The organism is Fodinibacter luteus (assembly GCF_039541575.1).
GTDB lineage: Bacteria > Actinomycetota > Actinomycetes > Actinomycetales > Dermatophilaceae > Fodinibacter > Fodinibacter luteus.
In genome coordinates this window covers 1-16,720 of the sequence record NZ_BAABGM010000013.1, presented here as the reverse complement: position 1 = coordinate 16,720, position 16,720 = coordinate 1, and the positions used below count along the sequence as shown (strand labels likewise).

The following is a 16,720-nucleotide window of genomic DNA, read 5'->3' as shown; positions in this document are numbered from 1 at the left end:
CGCCGGGCCAGGGAAACCCGAGGTCAGCAAGGGGTATCAACCCCGGCGGACCTCGGGTTTCGCTCATGGGGCGGAAAAGTCAGCCGCCCCGGGGAGGGTCAGGTGTTCTCGGTGGGGCGCAGGGTGAGGCTGATCGAGTTGATGCAGTACCGCTGGTCGGTGGGGGTGTCGTAGCCCTCGCCCTCGAAGACGTGCCCGAGGTGGCTGCCGCATGTCGCGCACCGCACCTCGACCCGGGGGCGCCCGGGCAGCGAGCGGTCCTCGAGGTACTCCACGGAGTCCCCGGCCAACGGCGAGAAGAAGGACGGCCACCCGCAGTGGCTGTCGAACTTCGTCTCGGACGCGAACAGCTCGGCGCCGCAGGCCCGGCAGGCGTAGACCCCGACGGCCTTGGCGTCGGTGTACTCGCCGGTGTACGGCCGCTCGGTGCCGGCCTCGCGCAGCACGGCGTACTCCGCGGGTGAGAGGGCCGCGCGCCACTCCTCCTCGGTGCGGTCGACGGCATAGGGACGCGGGCTCGGCTTCATCGTCATGTCCAGCCCAACAGCGGCGGGCAGCGGATGGTTCCCGCCGCCACGGGCCCGTCACCCCACCGCGCGTCGGCGGCCGTCGTTAGGCTCGCGACATGGTCGACGTGCAGGTGCTGGAGGTCGAGGGGCCCGAAGGCCCCCGTGAGGTGCGCCTGACCAGCCCCGACCGGGTCATGTGGCCCGATGCGGGCATCACCAAGGGCGACCTCGCGGCCTACGTCGTCGCGGTCGGCGACCCGCTCGTGCACCACATCGGCGACCGCCCCGTCACGCTCCAGCGGTTCCCCGACGGCATCGACGGCGAGGAGTTCTACCAGAAGAACCCGCCCAAGGGGCTGCCCGGCTGGGTGCGCACGACGTCGTGCCGCTACCCGAGCGGGCGGCGGCACGCGCAGCTCGTCGTCGACGAGGTCGCGACCGCCGTGTGGGCGGTGCAGATGAACACCGTCACCTTCCATCCCTGGCCGGTGCGCACGGCCGACAACGACCACCCCGACGAGCTGCGCATCGACCTCGACCCGCAGCCCGGGCGCACCTTCTCGGATGCCGTCGAGGCCGCCCACGCGCTGCGCGAGCTGCTCGCCGAGGTCGGCCTGACCGGCTGGGCCAAGACGAGCGGCAACCGGGGGGTGCACGTCTACGCGCGCATCGCCCCGACCCACGAGTTCCTCGACGTGCGGCACGGCGTCATCGGCATCGCCCGCGAGCTCGAGCGACGCCTGCCCGACCTCGTGACGTCGTCGTGGTGGAAGGAGGAGCGCGGCGAGCGGGTCTTCGTCGACTTCAACCAGGCCTGCCGCGACCGCACCATCGCCTCCGCGTACAGCCCGCGCCCGCTGCCCGGCGCCCCCGTCTCGATGCCGGTCACGTGGGCCGAGCTGTCGACCGTCACCCCCGGCGACTTCACCGTGCTCACCGTGCCCGACGTGCTCGAGGACCGTGGCGACGCCTGGGCCGACATCGAAGGCGTGGTCGGCGACGTCACCGGCGCCCTCGCCCTCTGGCAGCGCGATGTCGAGCAGCGCGGCCTCGGTGAGCTCAACTTCCCGCCCGACTACCCCAAGATGCCCGGCGAGCCGCCGCGGGTGCAGCCGAGCAAGCGCCGCACCGACAAGGCCGACGCCGAGTACATGGCCCCCAAGGCCGAGCGCGACGCCGCCGAGCGGGAGCGGTGGCGGATGCCGGTCGTGCCGCCGGTCGCGCCGATGCTCGCGAAGTCGGTCAGGGGCATCGCGGCGCTCGAGGGCCAGGAGGTCAGCTTCGAGCCCAAGTGGGACGGCTTCCGCTCGATCGTCTTCCGCTCGGGCGATCTCGTCGAGATCGGCAGCCGCAACGAGAAGCCGATGACCCGCTACTTCCCCGAGGTCGTCGAGGCGGCCCTGGCGAACCTGCCGGACCGGTGTGTCGTCGACGGCGAGATCATCGTCGTGCGGCCGGGTGAGGACCGCCTCGACTTCGACCTGCTGAGCCAGCGCATCCACCCCGCGGCGAGCCGGGTCACGAAGCTGTCGGTCGAGACGCCGGCCCGGTTCGTGGCCTTCGACCTGCTCGCGCTCGGTGACGACGACCTCACCGGCCGGCCGTTCCGTGAGCGCCGGGCCCTGCTCGAGCAGGCCCTGGCCGACGCCCGGGCCCCGATCCACCTGACCCGGGCGACGACCGACCGTGCGGTCGCCGCCGAGTGGTTCACCGAGTTCGAGGGGGCCGGGCTCGACGGGCTCGTCGCCAAGCAGCTCGACGGCCCCTACGAGCCCGACAAGCGCACCATGGCCAAGATCAAGCACGAGCGCACGGCCGACTGCGTCGTCGCCGGCTACCGCACACACAAGAGCGGCGCCGACCTCATCGGCAGCCTGCTGCTCGGCATCCACGACGCCGACGGCCAGCTCGTCTCGGTCGGGGTCATCGGTGCGTTCCCGATGGCCCGGCGCAAGGAGCTGTTCGACGAGCTCCAGCCGCTCGTCACGACCTTCGACGAGCACCCCTGGCGCTGGGCCGCACAGCAGGAGGGCACCCGCACGCCGCAGGCCGCCGCGGGCAGCCGATGGGCCTCCGGCAAGGACCTCTCGTTCACGCCGCTGCGCCCCGAGCGGGTCGTCGAGGTGCGCTACGACCACCTCGAGGGCGTGCGCTTCCGTCACACCGCCCAGTTCGTGCGGTGGCGACCCGACAAGGACCCCGCCGACTGCACCTTCGACCAGCTCGACGAACCGGTGTCCTACGACCTGTCCGAGGTCCTGGCCGGGGGGAGTGCGTGACGGGTCCGGCGGATGGTGCCACCGCTGCGGCCCCGGCGAACCGGCCGATCACCTCGCGCCGCGCCCGCAGGGCCGCAACCGCCGGCGCTGCGGTGGGGGTGACGAGCGCGGTCGCGAGCGGCGCTGGCTCCCTCGTCGCGGCGGCCTACTTCGCTCGGCGGGTGCTGACCCCGGACCGGCAGCGCCCCGACGACGTCGTCGTGCGCGCGGCTGCTGCCCACACCGTCACGCTCACGGCCACCCCGGAGACGATCGTGCCCGGTCGGTACGGACTGTGGATCGACAACGGCTTCGGTCACGTCCGCGTCGGCGACATCATGCGCGTCGACGCCACCCGCGGCACCGTCGAACGCGAGCTGCTCGCGGTCGACCGCGGATACCTCGCTCCCGGCCCGGCCCGCTGGAACGCCTACTTCCACGGCTCCCCGCCCGACGTGAGCATCGGTGCCCGCACCGAGCACGTCACCTACGCCGGTGAGCTCGGTGCGATGCCGGCCTGGGTCGTGCGCCCGCAGGCCGGGACCGACGACGTCGGGCGGTGGGCCGTGCTCGTCCACGGCCGCGGCGCCCGCCGCGAGGAGACGATCCGGGCGATGCCGCCGCTGCTCGCGCACGGCTGGACCTGCCTCGTCCCGAGCTACCGCAACGACGAGGGCGTGCCGGCAGGCCCCGACAGCCGCTACAACCTCGGGCTCTCGGAGTGGCGTGACATCGAGGCGGCGCTGCGCCACGCCGTGGCGCACGGCGCCCGGGAGGTGCTGCTCGTGGGCTGGTCGATGGGCGGGGCGATCGCGCTCCAGCTGCTCGACCGCTCGTCCCTGGCCGGTCTGGTCTCCCGGGTCGTGCTCGACGGCCCGGTCATCGACTGGGGCGACGTGCTCGCCCACCACGCCCGCGGCCACCGGTTGCCCCGTCACGTCGGATCGCTCGCCCGGGTGATGATGCGCCAGCGGTGGGGGCACCGCCTCGTCGGGGTGCGCGAGGGCGTCGACCTCGCGAAGACCGACTGGGTGAGCCGTGCCGACGAGCTGCACCACCGCATCCTGCTCATCCACTCCGTCGACGACGAGTTCGTGCCGGTCGGGCCGTCCCGCGAGCTGGCCCGGGTGCGCCCGGACCTCGTGACGTTCGAGGAGTGGACCGTCGCGCGGCACTGCACGGAGTGGAACACCGATCCCGAGCGGTGGGAGCGGCTCGTCGCCGACTTCGCCGCGGGGTGACCCCTCAGCGACACACCCGCCACAGACCGAGCAGGGTGCCCGCCTCCTCGACGAGCAGTCGGGGAGCGAGGTGGATGCCGTCCGCCTCGCCGAGCGCCGGACCGTTCGTCATCCGGGTGCCGTCGCCACCGACGACGGCCGGCACGAGGGAGAGCGCCAGCTCGTCGACGACGCCGGCCGCCAGCGCCGCCGAGAGGAGCGTCGGGCCACCCTCGCACAGGACGTGCCGCAGCCCGCGCGCGGCGAGCCCGTCGAGGGCGAGCGGGAGGTCGACCTCCTCCTGCCCGGCGACGAGGACGGCATCCGCGCCGAGGTCCGACCGGGCGCGGTCGAGCCGCCGGGCCCCGGCCGCGGCGCAGGTGACGAGCAGCCCCGGGCCGCGGCCCTCGCGCGGTGCCCGAAGCCCCTCGGGCACCCGGCCCGAGCCGCTGACGACGACGAGCGCCGCCGGCGACGAGCGCCGCCGGGTCGGCACGAGCCGCTCGTATCCCTCGGCCCGCACCGTGCCCGACCCGACGAGCACCGCCTCGCCGAGGTCGCGCTGGAGGGCGAAGACCCGGTTGTCGGCGGGCGTGTTGACCGAGCCGCTGCGCCCGTCCGCTCCGACGGCCGAGCCGTCGAGGGTGCTCACGAAGTTCGAGCGCACCCAGCGACGACCGGGCGGGAACGCGTAGAGGGCGGCCAGGTCGGCATCGGTGACGCGGGAGCCGGGGCGCGCCGGGCGGCGCGGGTCGAGCAGGACGCGCATGCCCCGAGTGTGGCAGCCGGGAGAGCACGGGAGCGCGGGCCGGTGACGAGATGGAGCGCGCGGCGGGCCCGCCGACGGCGCGGCGGTCTGCAAGGATGCGGCGATGGGCAAGGGTGCGAAGAAGGACAAGGACACGAAGGCCGCGAAGAGCGCCAAGGGCAAGGCTGCGAAGGGCGCCCAGGGCAAGGGCGCCAAGGGCAAGGCCGCCCAGGGCAAGGGCAAGGGCAAGGGCGCCAAGGCCGCGAAGGGCCACGGCACCGGCATCCCCGCGGCCGAGGTCGCCGTCGCCGGCGCTCCGGCCCCCGACGAGGTCACCCCCGACCCGCAGCTGAGCGGCAAGGCGGCGCGCAAGGCCGAGAAGAAGCGCCGCAAGGCCGAGCAGGCGCGCGCCGACGAGGCCGTCGACCCGGTCGTCTGGTCGCAGCTGCTGCGGGTGGGGCCCGGCTTCTCGCTCGCGGACGTCGACCCCGCGGGCACACCCGGCTTCTCCGGCGACAAGGACGAGGCCGAGGTCGTCATGGCCGAGCTCCACGACCGCCTCGGCGACCTGCAGGAGCGCCTGTACGCGGAGTCCCGGGGCGGCGGCGCCCGCTCGGTCCTCCTCGTCATCCAGGGCATGGACACCTCCGGCAAGGGCGGCATCATGCGCCACGTCGTCGGCGCGGTCGACCCCCAGGGTGTCGAGATCACCTCGTTCAAGGCGCCCACCGCGGAGGAGAGGCGTCACCCCTTCCTCTGGCGCATCCGTCGTGCGCTGCCGGTGCCGGGCGACCTCGGCGTCTTCGACCGCAGCCACTACGAGGACGTCCTCATCGTGCGCGTCCACGACCTCGTGCCACGCCCGACGTGGTCCCGCCGCTACGCCCAGATCAACGCCTTCGAGCGGCGCGTCGTCGCCGGCGGCACGACGATGGTCAAGGTCATGCTGCACATCTCGAGCGCGGAGCAGAAGGCCCGGCTCGCCGAGCGGCTCGAGCGCGAGGACAAGCACTGGAAGTTCAACCCCGGGGACGTCGACGAGCGCGCCCACTGGGCCGACTACATGCAGGCCTACCAGGCCGCGCTCGAGAAGTGCTCGACGGATGCCGCCCCGTGGTTCGTCGTGCCGGCGGACAACAAGTGGTACGCCCGGCTCGCCGTGACCAACCTGCTGCTCGAGCACCTCGAGGCGATGGACCCCCGCTGGCCGGCCGCCGACTTCGACGTCGAGGCGGAGAAGGAGCGCCTGGCGCTCAGTCCCTGAGCGAACGCTCGAGCAGCTGCGCCACGGCATCCGCCCCGACGGACGCCCCGAGCGTGCCGAACGAGGCGCCGTGCTCGCCACCGAGGCGGCTCACGACGAAGGCGTCGGCGACGGGCCCGGGGGAGTGGCGCACGAGCAGCGCCGCCTGGAGGGTCAGCGCGAGCCGCTCGACGAGGCGCCGCGCCGCCCACGGCGCGTCGGGAGCGAGCGCACGTGCCGACGCCGACTCGCACTCGTCGATCGCGGCATCGAGCACCGGGTCGTGCCCGCGGGCCAGGGCGAGTTCCTTGCCGAGCGCGGCGAGGGACGCCGGCTCGCGGGTCAGTGCCCGCACGACGTCGAGCGCGTTGACGTTGCCCGAGCCCTCCCAGATCGAGTTGAGCGGGGCCTCACGGTAGAGCCGCGCCAGGCCGTTCTCCTCGACGTAGCCGTTGCCGCCGAGGCACTCCAGCGCCTCGGCGACCATCGGGGCGGTGCGCTTGCACACCCAGAACTTGCCGAGGGCGACCCCGAGCCGCACGAGGTCGTCCTCCCCGGCGTCGACGGCGTGGGCGAGCCGCATCGCGAGCACCGTGGCCGCCTCGCTCTCGAGGGCGAGGTCGGCGAGGACGTTGCGCATGAGCGGCTGGTCGACGAGCAGCGCGCCGAAGGCGCTGCGCCGCCGGGCGTGGTGGACCGCCCGCACGAGGGCCGCCCGCATCGTCGCCGTCGAGCCGAGCACGCAGTCGAGCCGCGTCGAGGCGACCATGCCGATGATCGTGCGGATGCCCCGGCCCTCCTCGCCGACCCGCGCCGCCCACGCGTGCTCGAGCTCGATCTCGGACGAGGCGTTCGAGCGGTTGCCGAGCTTGTCCTTGAGCCGCTGGAGGTGGATGCCGTTGCGGGTGCCGTCGTCGAGGACGCGCGGGACGAGGAAGCAGCCGACCCCGGCGTCGGTCTGCGCCAGGACGAGGAAGGCGTCGCTCATCGGCGCCGAGCAGAACCACTTGTGCCCGGTGAGCCGGTAGGTGTCGCCCTCGAGGGGGCCGCCCGGCGCCGCCACTGCGGTCGTCGTGTTGGCGCGCACGTCGGAGCCGCCCTGCTTCTCGGTCATACCCATCCCCACGGTGAGGCCGGGCTTGTCGCCCATGGGGCGCAGCACCGGGTCGTAGGCGCGCGAGGCGAGCCCGGGGAGCCACCGCGCCGCGAGGTCCGGCTCGGCCGAGAGCGCCGGCGCGGCGGCGTACGTCATCGAGACGGGGCACAGGTGCCCCGCCTCGACCTGCGACCAGACGAGGAACCCGGCGGCCCGCCGTGCGTGCGCGCCGCTCGCGGCGGGCCGGGTCCACGGGTGGGCGGTCAGGCCGTTGCCGACGGCCACCTCCATGAGGCTGTGGTAGGCCGGGTGGTACTCCACCTCGTCCACCCGCACGCCGGTCGGGGCGTGGGTGCGCAGCACCGGGGTGACCCGGTCGGCCTGGTCGGCCCAGGCGCGCACCTGCGGGGTGCCGGCGAGCGCCCCGAGGTCGTCGAGGGCTGCGGCCCCCTCGGGGTCGGTCGGCGAGACCCACCGCGCGACGGCCTCGGACAGGACAGGGTCGCAGCGCAGCGCGTTGAGGCCGCTCGGCGCCGCGACGACGTTGGTGACGACGTGGGTCCGCACCCCAGCAGCGTACGGCCGTTACGGTGGGGCCCATGACCGACGCGAAGCGGCGCCTGCGGCGGTTGCTCGCGCAGGTCCCCGGCCTCCTGCCGCTCGCCCGGCTCGTCGTCGCGACGATCCGGATCTGCCTGCGCTACCGGGTCACCGGGCTGGCCTCGGAGGCCGGCTTCTTCGCGCTCCTCTCCCTGCCACCCCTCGTCCTCGGGCTGTTCGGCGGACTGGGGTACCTCGGCAGCGCCCTCGGACCGGAGGCGGTCGAGCAGGTGCGCGACGGCATCAACGAGTACGCGGCCCGCTTCCTCACCGAGGACGTCATCAGCTCCACCCTCGGCCCGACCGTCGACGACGTGTTCACCGACGGACGCTTCGACCTCATCTCGCTCGGCTTCCTGCTCTCGCTGTGGTCGGGCTCGCGCGCGCTCAACGTCTTCGTCGACACGATCTCGATCATGTACGGCCAGTCCGGGGTGCGCGGCATCGTCCAGACCCGGGCCCTGTCGTTCTCGCTGTACCTCCTCGCCCTCGTGCTCGGCATCGTGACCATCCCCCTCGTGCTGCTCGGCCCCACCCTGCTCGGCCAGATCCTGCCGGAGCCGTGGGACGCCCTCACGGTGCTGTACTGGCCGCTCGTCACCCTCCTCGTCGTCGGCGGGCTCACGAGCCTGTACCACGTGTCGACGCCGAGGCGCTCGCCCTGGCTGCGCGACGTGCCCGGGGCCGCGGTGACGCTCGTCATCTGGCTGCTCGCGTCGTTCGTCGTGCGCGGCACAATCGCTGCGTCGCTCGGTGGCACGTCGATCTACGGGCCGCTCTCGGCCCCGATCGTGCTGCTCATCTGGCTCTACGCCCTCGCCATCGCGGTGCTCATCGGGGCCGCGGCCAACGCCGGGATCCGCGAGCTGTGGCCGGTCGAGGAGGACCGCAGCCTGCACGAGCGGCTCGGCGCGTGGGCGGTGGACCAGTGGCGGCGCCGCGCCGACCGCGGCGCGCACCCGAACGGGTGGGACGACCCCTTCGCCGGCTACGGACCCGGCGCGGCCGAGGACGAGCTGGGGCTCTCGGGGCTGCGCGAGGCCGCCCGCGGCCCGCTCACCCCCATCTCGAGGGGGGTCGCCGACCGGCCACGGCACCCGGCCGGTGTGTCGTCCGAGGCCGGCCGATCCGCCGACGGGGAGCGGTGACGCCGACCCGGTACGGTGCCCGCCGGCCGGTTTGGAGTTCGCCGCGGGCATCGGATAATGTCTGCGAGCACGCCGAGCGTGGTTTCCGGACCCCGCAGACGCGCGCGGATGTAGCTCAGTTGGTAGAGCGCAACCTTGCCAAGGTTGAGGTCGCCGGTTCGAACCCGGTCATCCGCTCGAGGGTTAGCCGCCCCGAACATGGTGGAGTGGCCGAGAGGCGAGGCAGCGGCCTGCAAAGCCGCGTACACGGGTTCAAATCCCGTCTCCACCTCGAGTAGTACCCGAAGAAGCCAGTACCGCACGAAGCAGCACCCACGGACGCGTAGCGCAGATGGTTAGCGCACCACCTTGACACGGTGGGGGTCGGAGGTTCGAGTCCTCTCGCGTCCACGCCGAGGACGAAGCCCGCCAGGACACTGGCGGGCTTCGTCGCGTGCGGCGCGCGTGCTCACGTGCGCTGCATCCCGCTGGCGAACCACGGGTGGTGCAGGTCGAGGTAGCGCATGTCGTGCACCTGGGCCATCTCGCGGTCGAGCTCCTCGGCCATCTCGGCCGGCATCGACATCGCCTCGCCCCGCCGGGCCTCCGCCTCGCTGCGGAAGGAGATGGTCTCGGTGAACCAGCCGTCGTCGTCGATCGCGATGGTGCCGCCGATGATCTCCGGGCGCGCCTCGTGCAGCGCGTCCATGGGCTGCGACATGAACTCGCGGAAGTGCCGCGGGTCGTCGAGCCGGCCCTGGATGACCTGGACGAACCCGGCGTCGTCGGACCCGCCGTCGAGCATGACGATGGCGTCGTCGCAGTCGTGGAAGGTCACGTCACCGGTGAAGCAGCCCTTGGCCTCCTCCCACCACGCGCCCTGCTCGGGGCGCAGCGAGTTGCGGGCGGCGGCCTCGCGCGACTCGAACCGCACGACGCCGACGAACTGGCCGTCGTCGGTCATGCCGTAGGTCCCGCCGAGCCACCCCTCCGCACCGCTGGAGAGCTCTTCCCTCCAGCGGTCCATGTGGCCGCGCAGCGTCGCCTCGTCCGAACACATTCCCTGGATGACCTGGATGAACATGCCAACTCCGATCGTTCCCGGGGCCGCTTCACCGTGAAGTGGTCCATCGACCGACGGTACGCCGCAGATGGCGCCGTGTCAGCAGCCGCAGCGACTGTGCACCCCGCGGCGGCCGGCGCGCGCGTCCCCGACCGGGTGCTGGCTCTTCGGTAGGTTGGGCCCGCGTCGCAGTCACCCGGACCGATGCGGGAAGAGGATGTGCGCATGCCGTTGCGAGAGAGGCATCTCGAGCCATGACCGAGGCTCCGGCCTCCGCGGAGGAGCAGGCGCCCCCCGGGGGGCGCCCGCCCCACCGGGGTCTGAAGGACGTGTGGCGCGACTGGCGCGCCGCCCCCGAGGACCGCTTCGGCGTGCTCCTCACCTTCGTCCTGCTGACGATCGTGGTGTCCTCGCTCGTCGACGTCGGGGCGTCGTACGGTGAGTCCCTCGCTGCCCACACGATGAGCGGCGCCGCGCTGGTCGCCGCCGCGCGTGCGACGGGCATGCGCCCGGGTCCCCGCCGATTCGTGGAGGCGGCCGTGGGGGTGTCGCTGGGCTTCCTCGTGCTCGTGGCGGTCTTCGAGGCGGCCTCTGGCACCGCGGTTCCCGACGCCTCGCGCGCCGACCCGGTGTGGCTCGTCGTCGTCCTCATGGTCCCCGTGCTCGTCATCCGACGCCTCATGCGGCACACCGTCGTCGGCCTGCGTACCGTCCTGGGCACGATCGCCGCCTACCTGCAGATCGCCGTGGCCTACGCCGCGGTCTACCAGGCCGTCGACGCGTGGTCGTCCGCGTGGCTGTTCGGGGAGCCCTTGACCTCCAGCGTCTACACCTACCTCAGCCTGACGACCATCTCGACCCTCGGCATCGGCGACGTCGCTCCCGCGACCGATCTCGCACGCCTGCTGGTGTCCTCGGAGGCCGTGTTCGGCCAGCTGTTCCTCGTCACCGTCGTCGCCATCGTCGTGGCCCGGTTCGCCACCACGTCCCGCCGTGAGTGACCGACGAGACAGCCCCTGCGCGTGGCCCCGGACGTACGGTGGAGGTGGGCGCTGACCCACCAGGCCCGCGCCGTGGAAGGGATCGACGATGGCACGCGCACTGGTCGTCTACGAGTCGATGTTCGGCAACTCCGGGCAGGTCGCTCACGCCGTGGCGGACGGGGTCGCCGAGGTGATGAGCGTGCAGGTCGCGGAGGTGTCGTCCGCCCCGACCGACCTCGAGGGCGTCGACCTCGTCGTGGCCGGCGGCCCGACGCACGCCTTCTCGATGAGCCGGGCCAGCACCCGTCGCGACGCTCGCGGACAGGGAGCGACGCAGGGGTCCGTCGAGACCGGCCTGCGAGAGTGGCTCCTGGCCCTGCCGGACGAGCACGGCCGCTGGTTCGCGGCGTTCGACACGAGGGTGACCAAGGTGCGCCGCCTTCCCGGGTCGGCGTCCCACAGTGCGGCGCGGGCCGGCCGGCGGCACGGCTTCACGCAGGCCATGGCCCCCGAGAGCTTCTATGTGCTCGACGTCGACGGACCTCTCGCCGACGGTGAGCTCGACCGGGCCCGGTCGTGGGGCCGCCAGGTGGCGACCTCGCTGCCGGCCAAGGTCTGACCGGTGGATGCCGGGCAGCCGATTCGGGCGGACCTTCGGTAGCGTCGGCACTCCCGTCTCCACAGGAGGAGTGCCGATGACCGGTCACGAGCCGCCGCTCGAGGACCTCGTCGACCGGGTGCTCGGTCTGCGTTCCGCCGCCGGTGGCCGCCCCGCGCTCGTCGGCCTCGCCGGGGAGCCGGCGGCCGGGAAGTCCACGCTTGCGGCATCCCTCGTCTCCGCGCTCACCGAGCGGGGCTGCGCCACGGTGCTCGTGCCGATGGACGGCTTCCACCTCGCCAACGTCGCGCTCGCGGCGCTCGGCCGGGCCGAGCGCAAGGGGGCGATCGACACCTTCGACGGCGCCGGGTATGCCGCACTCCTCTCCCGCGTGCGCGCCGGCGCTCCCTCGACGGTGTGGGCCCCGACGTACGACCGCTCGATCGAGGAGTCCGTCGCCGGTGCGATCGCGGTGCCGCCGGGCACCGAGGTCGTCGTCACGGAGGGCAACTACCTCCTCGTCGACGAGGCCCCGTGGGATGCCGTGCGTGGCCTGCTCGACGAGGTGTGGGCGGTGCGCGTCGACCCGGCGGTGCGGACCGAGCGCCTCGTGGCCCGGCACGTCGCGTTCGGCAAGCCCCCGGCGCGCGCCGCGGCGTGGGTGGCCTCCGTCGACGAGCCGAACGCCGCGCTCATCCGCGCCACCCTCCACCGGGCCGACCTCGAGGTCGTGCTCGGGTAGGCGCCTCGGCCCGTCCCTCGGCGGGGACGAGGCGCCCACCCGGGGCTCACCCGACCCTGAAGGGCCGCATCATCTCGTGGTCCTCGTGCTCGAGGATGTGGCAGTGCCACACGAACAGGCCCGGCTTGTCGAAGTGGGCCCGGATCCGGGTCACCTCGTGCGGGTACGCGATGACGGTGTCCTTCGGACCGCTCTCGTTCGGCTCCGCGGGTCGCGACGGCTGGCCGTCGGCCTGCCGGTCGAGGACCTCGAACTGCACGAGGTGCACGTGGATGGGGTGCGCGTCCATCGTGTGGTTGTGGATCTCCCACACCTCGGTGTCGCCGACGCCCGGGTGCTCGGTGACGTCGTCGTCCCAGCCCAGTGGGACCGCGACGGCGCCGTCCATGACCCCGAGGAACGCGGCCCGGGGCCCGACGTCGGCCAGCACCTCCGAGTCCGCCTCGAGCAGGGCCAACGTCCGGGTGCGCGCGGTGGGGCCGGGTGGCGGGGGAGGCGCCGGCAGCGACAGCTCGTCGGGCGGGGTGCTCGTCTCGGGGCCGACGCGGTCGACGACGGTGAACCGCATGACCTGACCCGTCGTCGCCGGGTCGGCCCACTCGAACTCCTCGCCCGGCTCGCCGCCGCCGAACGGCTCGTCCGGGCCCTCGTTGACGAGGAAGACCTCGGTGCCCGCGGGGAAGGCGCCGAAGTCGACGACGACGTCGGCGCGCTCGGCCGGCGCGAGGAGCAGGCGCTCCATGGCGACCGGCTCGCGCAGGAACCCGCCGTCCCCGCCGACCTGCCAGAAGGGTGCAACGGGCGTGGCGGGCCGGGCCGTCGGGTCCGTCGCGAGGGCGAGCACGAGGAAGCGGGACCCGCACCCGTTGAGCAGCCGGAGCCGGTAGCGCCGCCGCTCGACCCGGTGGTCGGGCCAGGTGCGACCGTTGACCATCATCGCGTTGCCGAAGAACTCGGGGTTCCAGATCGGGGCGATGTCGGAGTGCGGCACGTAGGGCCCGGCGAACTCGTCGAAGTAGGCGCGGGTGTCGGGGTAGAAGAGGTTGCCGTTGCGCCGGAAGGCCCGGTCCTGGATCGCGAGGGGGATCTCGAACGGCATCCCGCCGTCCGGGCCCGGGCCGGGGAGCACCCCGGGCTCGAGATCGTAGGCGCCCCCGCGCAGGAGGAAGAAGCCGGCCGGACCGGCGTACACGTTGAGGCGGGTGATGCCGAGCGCGTGGTCGTGGAACCACAGCGTCCCCGCCGGCTGGTCGTTCCCGTAACGGGCCTTCTGGGTCCCCGGGGCCCACGTGCCCCCGTGCCGGGCGGCGTAGGTCTGCGCCATCTCGTCGTAGTGCGTGCCGACGCGGGCGTAGCCTCGCGGGATGCTGCGGCTGTCCGGGAGGAACCACGCCTCCGGGTAGCCGTCGCTCTCCTCGTCGGTGTGGCCCCCGTGGAGATGGACGACGATCGGCACCGGACCGGTGTACGGACCCGGGGTCTGCATGAACATCGGGTGGCCGTCGCGGCCCTCCTCCCCACCGCCGGGGTTGGCCCAGTGCAGGGTGGGGTCCACCGGCAACAGGTGGGGCAGGTAACGGCCCGAGGTGCCGTGGACCAGGCCGTTGACCCAGGTGACCTCGACGGGGCGGTCGACCCGCGCCTCGATCGTGAGGGACGGAGCGTTGTGCGTGCCGCGCACGCCCTCGGCGCCGTAGCCCCAGACGGTCGTGCCGGGCAGGCCGCGGGGCAGCACCTGCTGGCGGAACTGGCGCACGCTGACGACGTACCGGTCGAGGTCGGCGCCCGGTGTCCCCGGCATCGTCGGGGGGACGAGGAGCGAGGAGACGTACTTGGGCACCGTCGTGGGGTCCAGGACCGGGGCGCCGCGCAGTGAGAGCGCGTGGACCGAGCCCGACCCCGTGACGAACAGACCTGCGGCGCCGGCGGCGCCCCCCGCGAGCAGTGTGCGCCGCGACACCGTCGTCATGGCACGTCCTCCCTGTTCAGGGCCCCCCTGCAAGGCCCGTCCGGGCTCACTGTGGTGGCCGGTGGCCGGGTGTGTCAACCATCCGATCGGCTCATCGCCCCGCCGCGGCGGGGCAGCCGCGACCCGGCCACGCATACGATGCGGGGCGTGTCGGTGGCGAGGTTCGGGTCGCTCGTGGCCCGCGGCGTCGGCGCGGTCAGCCACGACGCGGGCGACCTCACGAGCGGCTTCTGGGTCGTCGTCGTCACCTTCGAGGGGCGGCTCACGGCGGTCCGCATGGAGGACGTCCGGCGCGAGGGTCCCCCGTTCGCGTGCGCGGCGGATGCCGGCAGCTGGCCGCCGCTCACGGGTGGGTGGCGCTCCAGCCTGGACCGCACGGCCTACCTCGCCGCGGTGGAGGAGGTGCGGCAGCGGATCGCCGCGGGGACGGTCTACCAGGTCAACCTCTGCCGGGTCCTCGAGCACGACCTGACTTCGGATGCCGCGATCAGCGCCCTCGCCGCCCGGCTGGCGGCGGGGAACCCGGCGCCGTACGCGGCGGTCGTCGACCTGCCGGAGGCCGGCCTCGAGCTGGCCTGCGCCTCGCCCGAGGCCTACCTGCTGCGGCGCGGGGACCGGGTCACCTCGCGCCCGATCAAGGGCACCGCGACGACCGTCGCCGAGCTGCTCGCGAAGGACTACGCCGAGAACGTCATGATCGTCGACCTCGTGCGGCACGACCTCGGCCACGTCAGCCTGCCGGGGTCCGTCGAGGTCGACCACCTCTGCCGGGTCGAGGAGCACCCGGGGCTCGTGCACCTCGTGTCCGACGTCTCCGGGCGGCTGCGTCCCGGCACGTCGTGGCGCGAGCTGCTCGACGCCAGCTTCCCGCCCGGCTCGGTGAGCGGCGCGCCCAAGCACACGGCGCTGCAGGCGATCACCGACCTCGAGCCGGTGCCCCGCGGCCCCTACTGCGGTGCGGTGGGCTGGATCGACGCCGACCGTGACGAGGCCAGGCTCGCGGTCGGCATCCGGACCTTCTGGGCGGACCGTGACGTCGCGGGACGGCGGGTGCTGAGGTTCGGGACGGGCGCCGGCATCACGTGGGACAGCGACGCCCGGGGGGAGTGGGCCGAGACGGAGCTCAAGGCGGCGCGCCTCGTCGCCCTCGCGGCGGGGCAGCCGCTCGCTCGTGGAAGGGTGTGACGCATGACGGACATCAGGGTCTGGGTCGACGGACGGATCGTCGACCCCGACACCCCGGCGGTGAGCGCCGTCGACCACGGCGTCACCGTCGGTGACGGGGCCTTCGAGACGGCGAAGATCGAGGCCGGCGTGCCCTTCGCCGTGACGCGCCACCTGCGCCGCCTCGACCGCACGATGGCCGGGCTCGGCCTGCCCGCGGCCGACCACGACCGGATCCGCGAGGGCATCGACGCCGTCCTCGTCGGTGAGCCGATCGACTTCGGGCGGCTGCGCTTCACGGTCACCGGGGGCCGGGGGCCCCTCGGGTCCGACCGGCACGACTGCGACCTCACCCACATCGTCACCGCGGTCCCGCACGCCCCACCGGGCGACCACGGCTCGGTCGTCACGGTGCCCTGGGTGCGCAACGAGCGAGCTGCGACGGCCGGGCTCAAGACGACGTCGTACGCCGACAACGTCATCGCCCTCGCGTACGCCAAGGCGCGGGGGGCGCTCGAGGCGGTCTTCGCCAACACCCGGGGTGAGCTGTGCGAGGCCACGGGGAGCAACGTGTTCGTCGTCGTCGACGGGGCGCTGAGCACCCCACCGCTGTCGAGCGGCTGCCTCGCCGGCATCACCCGCGAGCTCGTCGTGGAGTGGTGCCGCGCCGACGGCGTCGAGGTCGTCGAGCGTCCCTTGCCGCTCGACGTGCTCACGCGGGCCGACGAGGTGTTCCTCACCTCGTCGATCAAGGACGTCTTCCCGGTCTCGGGTGTCGACGGCCGCACCCTGCCCGCTCCCGGGCCGGTGACCGAGCGCGCGCGCGCGGTCTGGCAGCGCCACGCCGCGCAGGGGTCCGACCCGTGACGCGACCGGGCCCGGAGGAGCCGCACCCGAACCGGCTGCTGCGCGACTCCAGCGACGACCAGGACGACTGGGCGTGGCGGCGCAGGATCCGGGCCAACCCGACGTGGCTCGCCATCTACCGGGCGGTGGTGTTCACCGTCGGGCTCGTCCTCGTGCTCGGCGGGTTCGCGCTCGTCCCGCTACCCGGGCCGGGCTGGTTCATCGTCATCCTCGGCATCGCCATCTGGGCCTCGGAGTTCGAGCCGGCCGCACGCCTGCTCGACTTCGTCAAGGCCAGGCTGCGCGCGTGGGAGCAGTGGCTCAAGCCGCAGCCGTGGTGGGTCAAGGGCCTCGTCGCCCTCGGGACGGCGCTCGTCGTCGCGACGGCGCTGTGGTTCGTCATGCGGTTCTCGGGGGTGCCCGGCTTCGTCCCCGACGCCATCACGACCTGGCTCGAGGCCAACGCGGGCCTGTGAGCTCGCGCACCGACCCGATCATGTTGCCTCACGTCAAGATGCCCGCGTGGTGTGAGTCGTTGACTCACGTGGGTTTGC

General features: G+C 73.6%; 15 protein-coding genes and 3 tRNA genes. 13 read left to right on the top strand and 5 right to left on the bottom strand.

Features of this window, described 5'->3' with window-relative positions; all coding sequences use genetic code 11:
- Positions 1–98: 98 nt before the first annotated feature.
- The gene (gene msrB / locus ABD899_RS09780) at positions 99–533 is read right to left on the bottom strand and encodes a peptide-methionine (R)-S-oxide reductase MsrB (RefSeq protein ID WP_345205174.1); all 435 of its coding nucleotides are present in this window, start codon (positions 531–533) and stop codon (positions 99–101) included.
- Between the two features lie 92 nt (positions 534–625).
- On the opposite strand from msrB, the gene ABD899_RS09775 reads away from it, so the two are divergent.
- On the top strand, positions 626–2,788 hold the full coding sequence (locus ABD899_RS09775) for an ATP-dependent DNA ligase (RefSeq protein ID WP_345205171.1): 2,163 nt from the start codon (positions 626–628) through the stop codon (positions 2,786–2,788).
- 98 nt (positions 2,789–2,886) lie between these two features.
- Entirely contained in the window at positions 2,887–4,008 is a 1,122-nt protein-coding gene (locus ABD899_RS09770; RefSeq protein ID WP_345205168.1) for an alpha/beta hydrolase family protein, read from the top strand.
- Positions 4,009–4,012: 4 nt separating this feature from the next.
- Here ABD899_RS09770 and ABD899_RS09765 read toward each other — a convergent pair whose 3' ends face one another.
- The gene (locus ABD899_RS09765) at positions 4,013–4,756 is read right to left on the bottom strand and encodes a dihydrofolate reductase family protein (protein WP_345205166.1); all 744 of its coding nucleotides are present in this window, start codon (positions 4,754–4,756) and stop codon (positions 4,013–4,015) included.
- Positions 4,757–4,859: 103 nt separating this feature from the next.
- Here ABD899_RS09765 and ABD899_RS09760 point away from each other — a divergent pair, with 103 nt between their 5' ends.
- A complete protein-coding gene (locus ABD899_RS09760) occupies positions 4,860–5,999 on the top strand; it encodes a polyphosphate kinase 2 family protein (protein WP_345205164.1) in 1,140 nt (379 codons plus the stop codon).
- Here the strand turns inward: ABD899_RS09760 and ABD899_RS09755 are convergent.
- Positions 5,989–7,641, bottom strand: a complete 1,653-nt coding sequence (locus tag ABD899_RS09755; RefSeq protein ID WP_345205162.1) for an acyl-CoA dehydrogenase family protein — start codon at positions 7,639–7,641, stop codon at positions 5,989–5,991. The two genes, ABD899_RS09760 and ABD899_RS09755, sit on opposite strands and share 11 nt — an antisense overlap.
- A 32-nt stretch (positions 7,642–7,673) precedes the next feature.
- On the opposite strand from ABD899_RS09755, the gene ABD899_RS09750 reads away from it, so the two are divergent.
- From ABD899_RS09750 to ABD899_RS09735, 4 genes are all read left to right on the top strand, one after another.
- A complete protein-coding gene (locus tag ABD899_RS09750) occupies positions 7,674–8,822 on the top strand; it encodes a YihY/virulence factor BrkB family protein (protein WP_345205161.1) in 1,149 nt (382 codons plus the stop codon).
- A 104-nt stretch (positions 8,823–8,926) separates the two neighbouring features.
- Positions 8,927–8,999, top strand: a tRNA-Gly gene (locus ABD899_RS09745).
- A gap of 23 nt (positions 9,000–9,022) precedes the next feature.
- Positions 9,023–9,093 (top strand) — tRNA-Cys (locus ABD899_RS09740).
- A 45-nt stretch (positions 9,094–9,138) separates the two neighbouring features.
- Positions 9,139–9,212, top strand: a tRNA-Val gene (locus ABD899_RS09735).
- 58 nt (positions 9,213–9,270) lie between these two features.
- On the opposite strand, the gene ABD899_RS09730 is transcribed toward ABD899_RS09735, so the two are convergent.
- Positions 9,271–9,885: a hypothetical protein gene (locus ABD899_RS09730; protein WP_345205159.1), complete on the bottom strand. Its 615-nt coding sequence runs from the start codon at positions 9,883–9,885 to the stop codon at positions 9,271–9,273.
- Between the two features lie 233 nt (positions 9,886–10,118).
- Here ABD899_RS09730 and ABD899_RS09725 point away from each other — a divergent pair, with 233 nt between their 5' ends.
- From ABD899_RS09725 to ABD899_RS09715, 3 genes are all read left to right on the top strand, one after another.
- Positions 10,119–10,865, top strand: a complete 747-nt coding sequence (locus ABD899_RS09725; RefSeq protein WP_345205158.1) for a potassium channel family protein — start codon at positions 10,119–10,121, stop codon at positions 10,863–10,865.
- 88 nt (positions 10,866–10,953) lie between these two features.
- Complete coding sequence (locus ABD899_RS09720; RefSeq protein WP_345205156.1) at positions 10,954–11,466, top strand: flavodoxin family protein; 513 nt, start codon at positions 10,954–10,956, stop codon at positions 11,464–11,466.
- Positions 11,467–11,542: 76 nt separating this feature from the next.
- Positions 11,543–12,187, top strand: coding sequence for a nucleoside/nucleotide kinase family protein (locus tag ABD899_RS09715; protein WP_345205154.1), 645 nt, complete (start codon positions 11,543–11,545; stop codon positions 12,185–12,187).
- A gap of 46 nt (positions 12,188–12,233) precedes the next feature.
- Here ABD899_RS09715 and ABD899_RS09710 read toward each other — a convergent pair whose 3' ends face one another.
- Positions 12,234–14,156 (bottom strand): multicopper oxidase family protein, encoded by a 1,923-nt coding sequence (locus ABD899_RS09710; RefSeq protein WP_345205152.1) that lies wholly within the window; start codon positions 14,154–14,156, stop codon positions 12,234–12,236.
- Between the two features lie 138 nt (positions 14,157–14,294).
- Between ABD899_RS09710 and ABD899_RS09705 the strand changes: the two genes are divergently transcribed.
- The 3 genes from ABD899_RS09705 to ABD899_RS09695 are packed head-to-tail and all read left to right on the top strand — an operon-like array spanning position 14,295 to position 16,642.
- Positions 14,295–15,341, top strand: coding sequence for a chorismate-binding protein (locus ABD899_RS09705; RefSeq protein ID WP_425474956.1), 1,047 nt, complete (start codon positions 14,295–14,297; stop codon positions 15,339–15,341).
- A 3-nt stretch (positions 15,342–15,344) separates the two neighbouring features.
- Complete coding sequence (locus ABD899_RS09700; protein WP_345205147.1) at positions 15,345–16,187, top strand: aminotransferase class IV; 843 nt, start codon at positions 15,345–15,347, stop codon at positions 16,185–16,187.
- Positions 16,184–16,642, top strand: coding sequence for a PGPGW domain-containing protein (locus ABD899_RS09695; RefSeq protein ID WP_345205144.1), 459 nt, complete (start codon positions 16,184–16,186; stop codon positions 16,640–16,642). Before ABD899_RS09700 ends, ABD899_RS09695 begins: the two co-directional genes overlap by 4 nt.
- Positions 16,643–16,720: the final 78 nt, after the last annotated feature.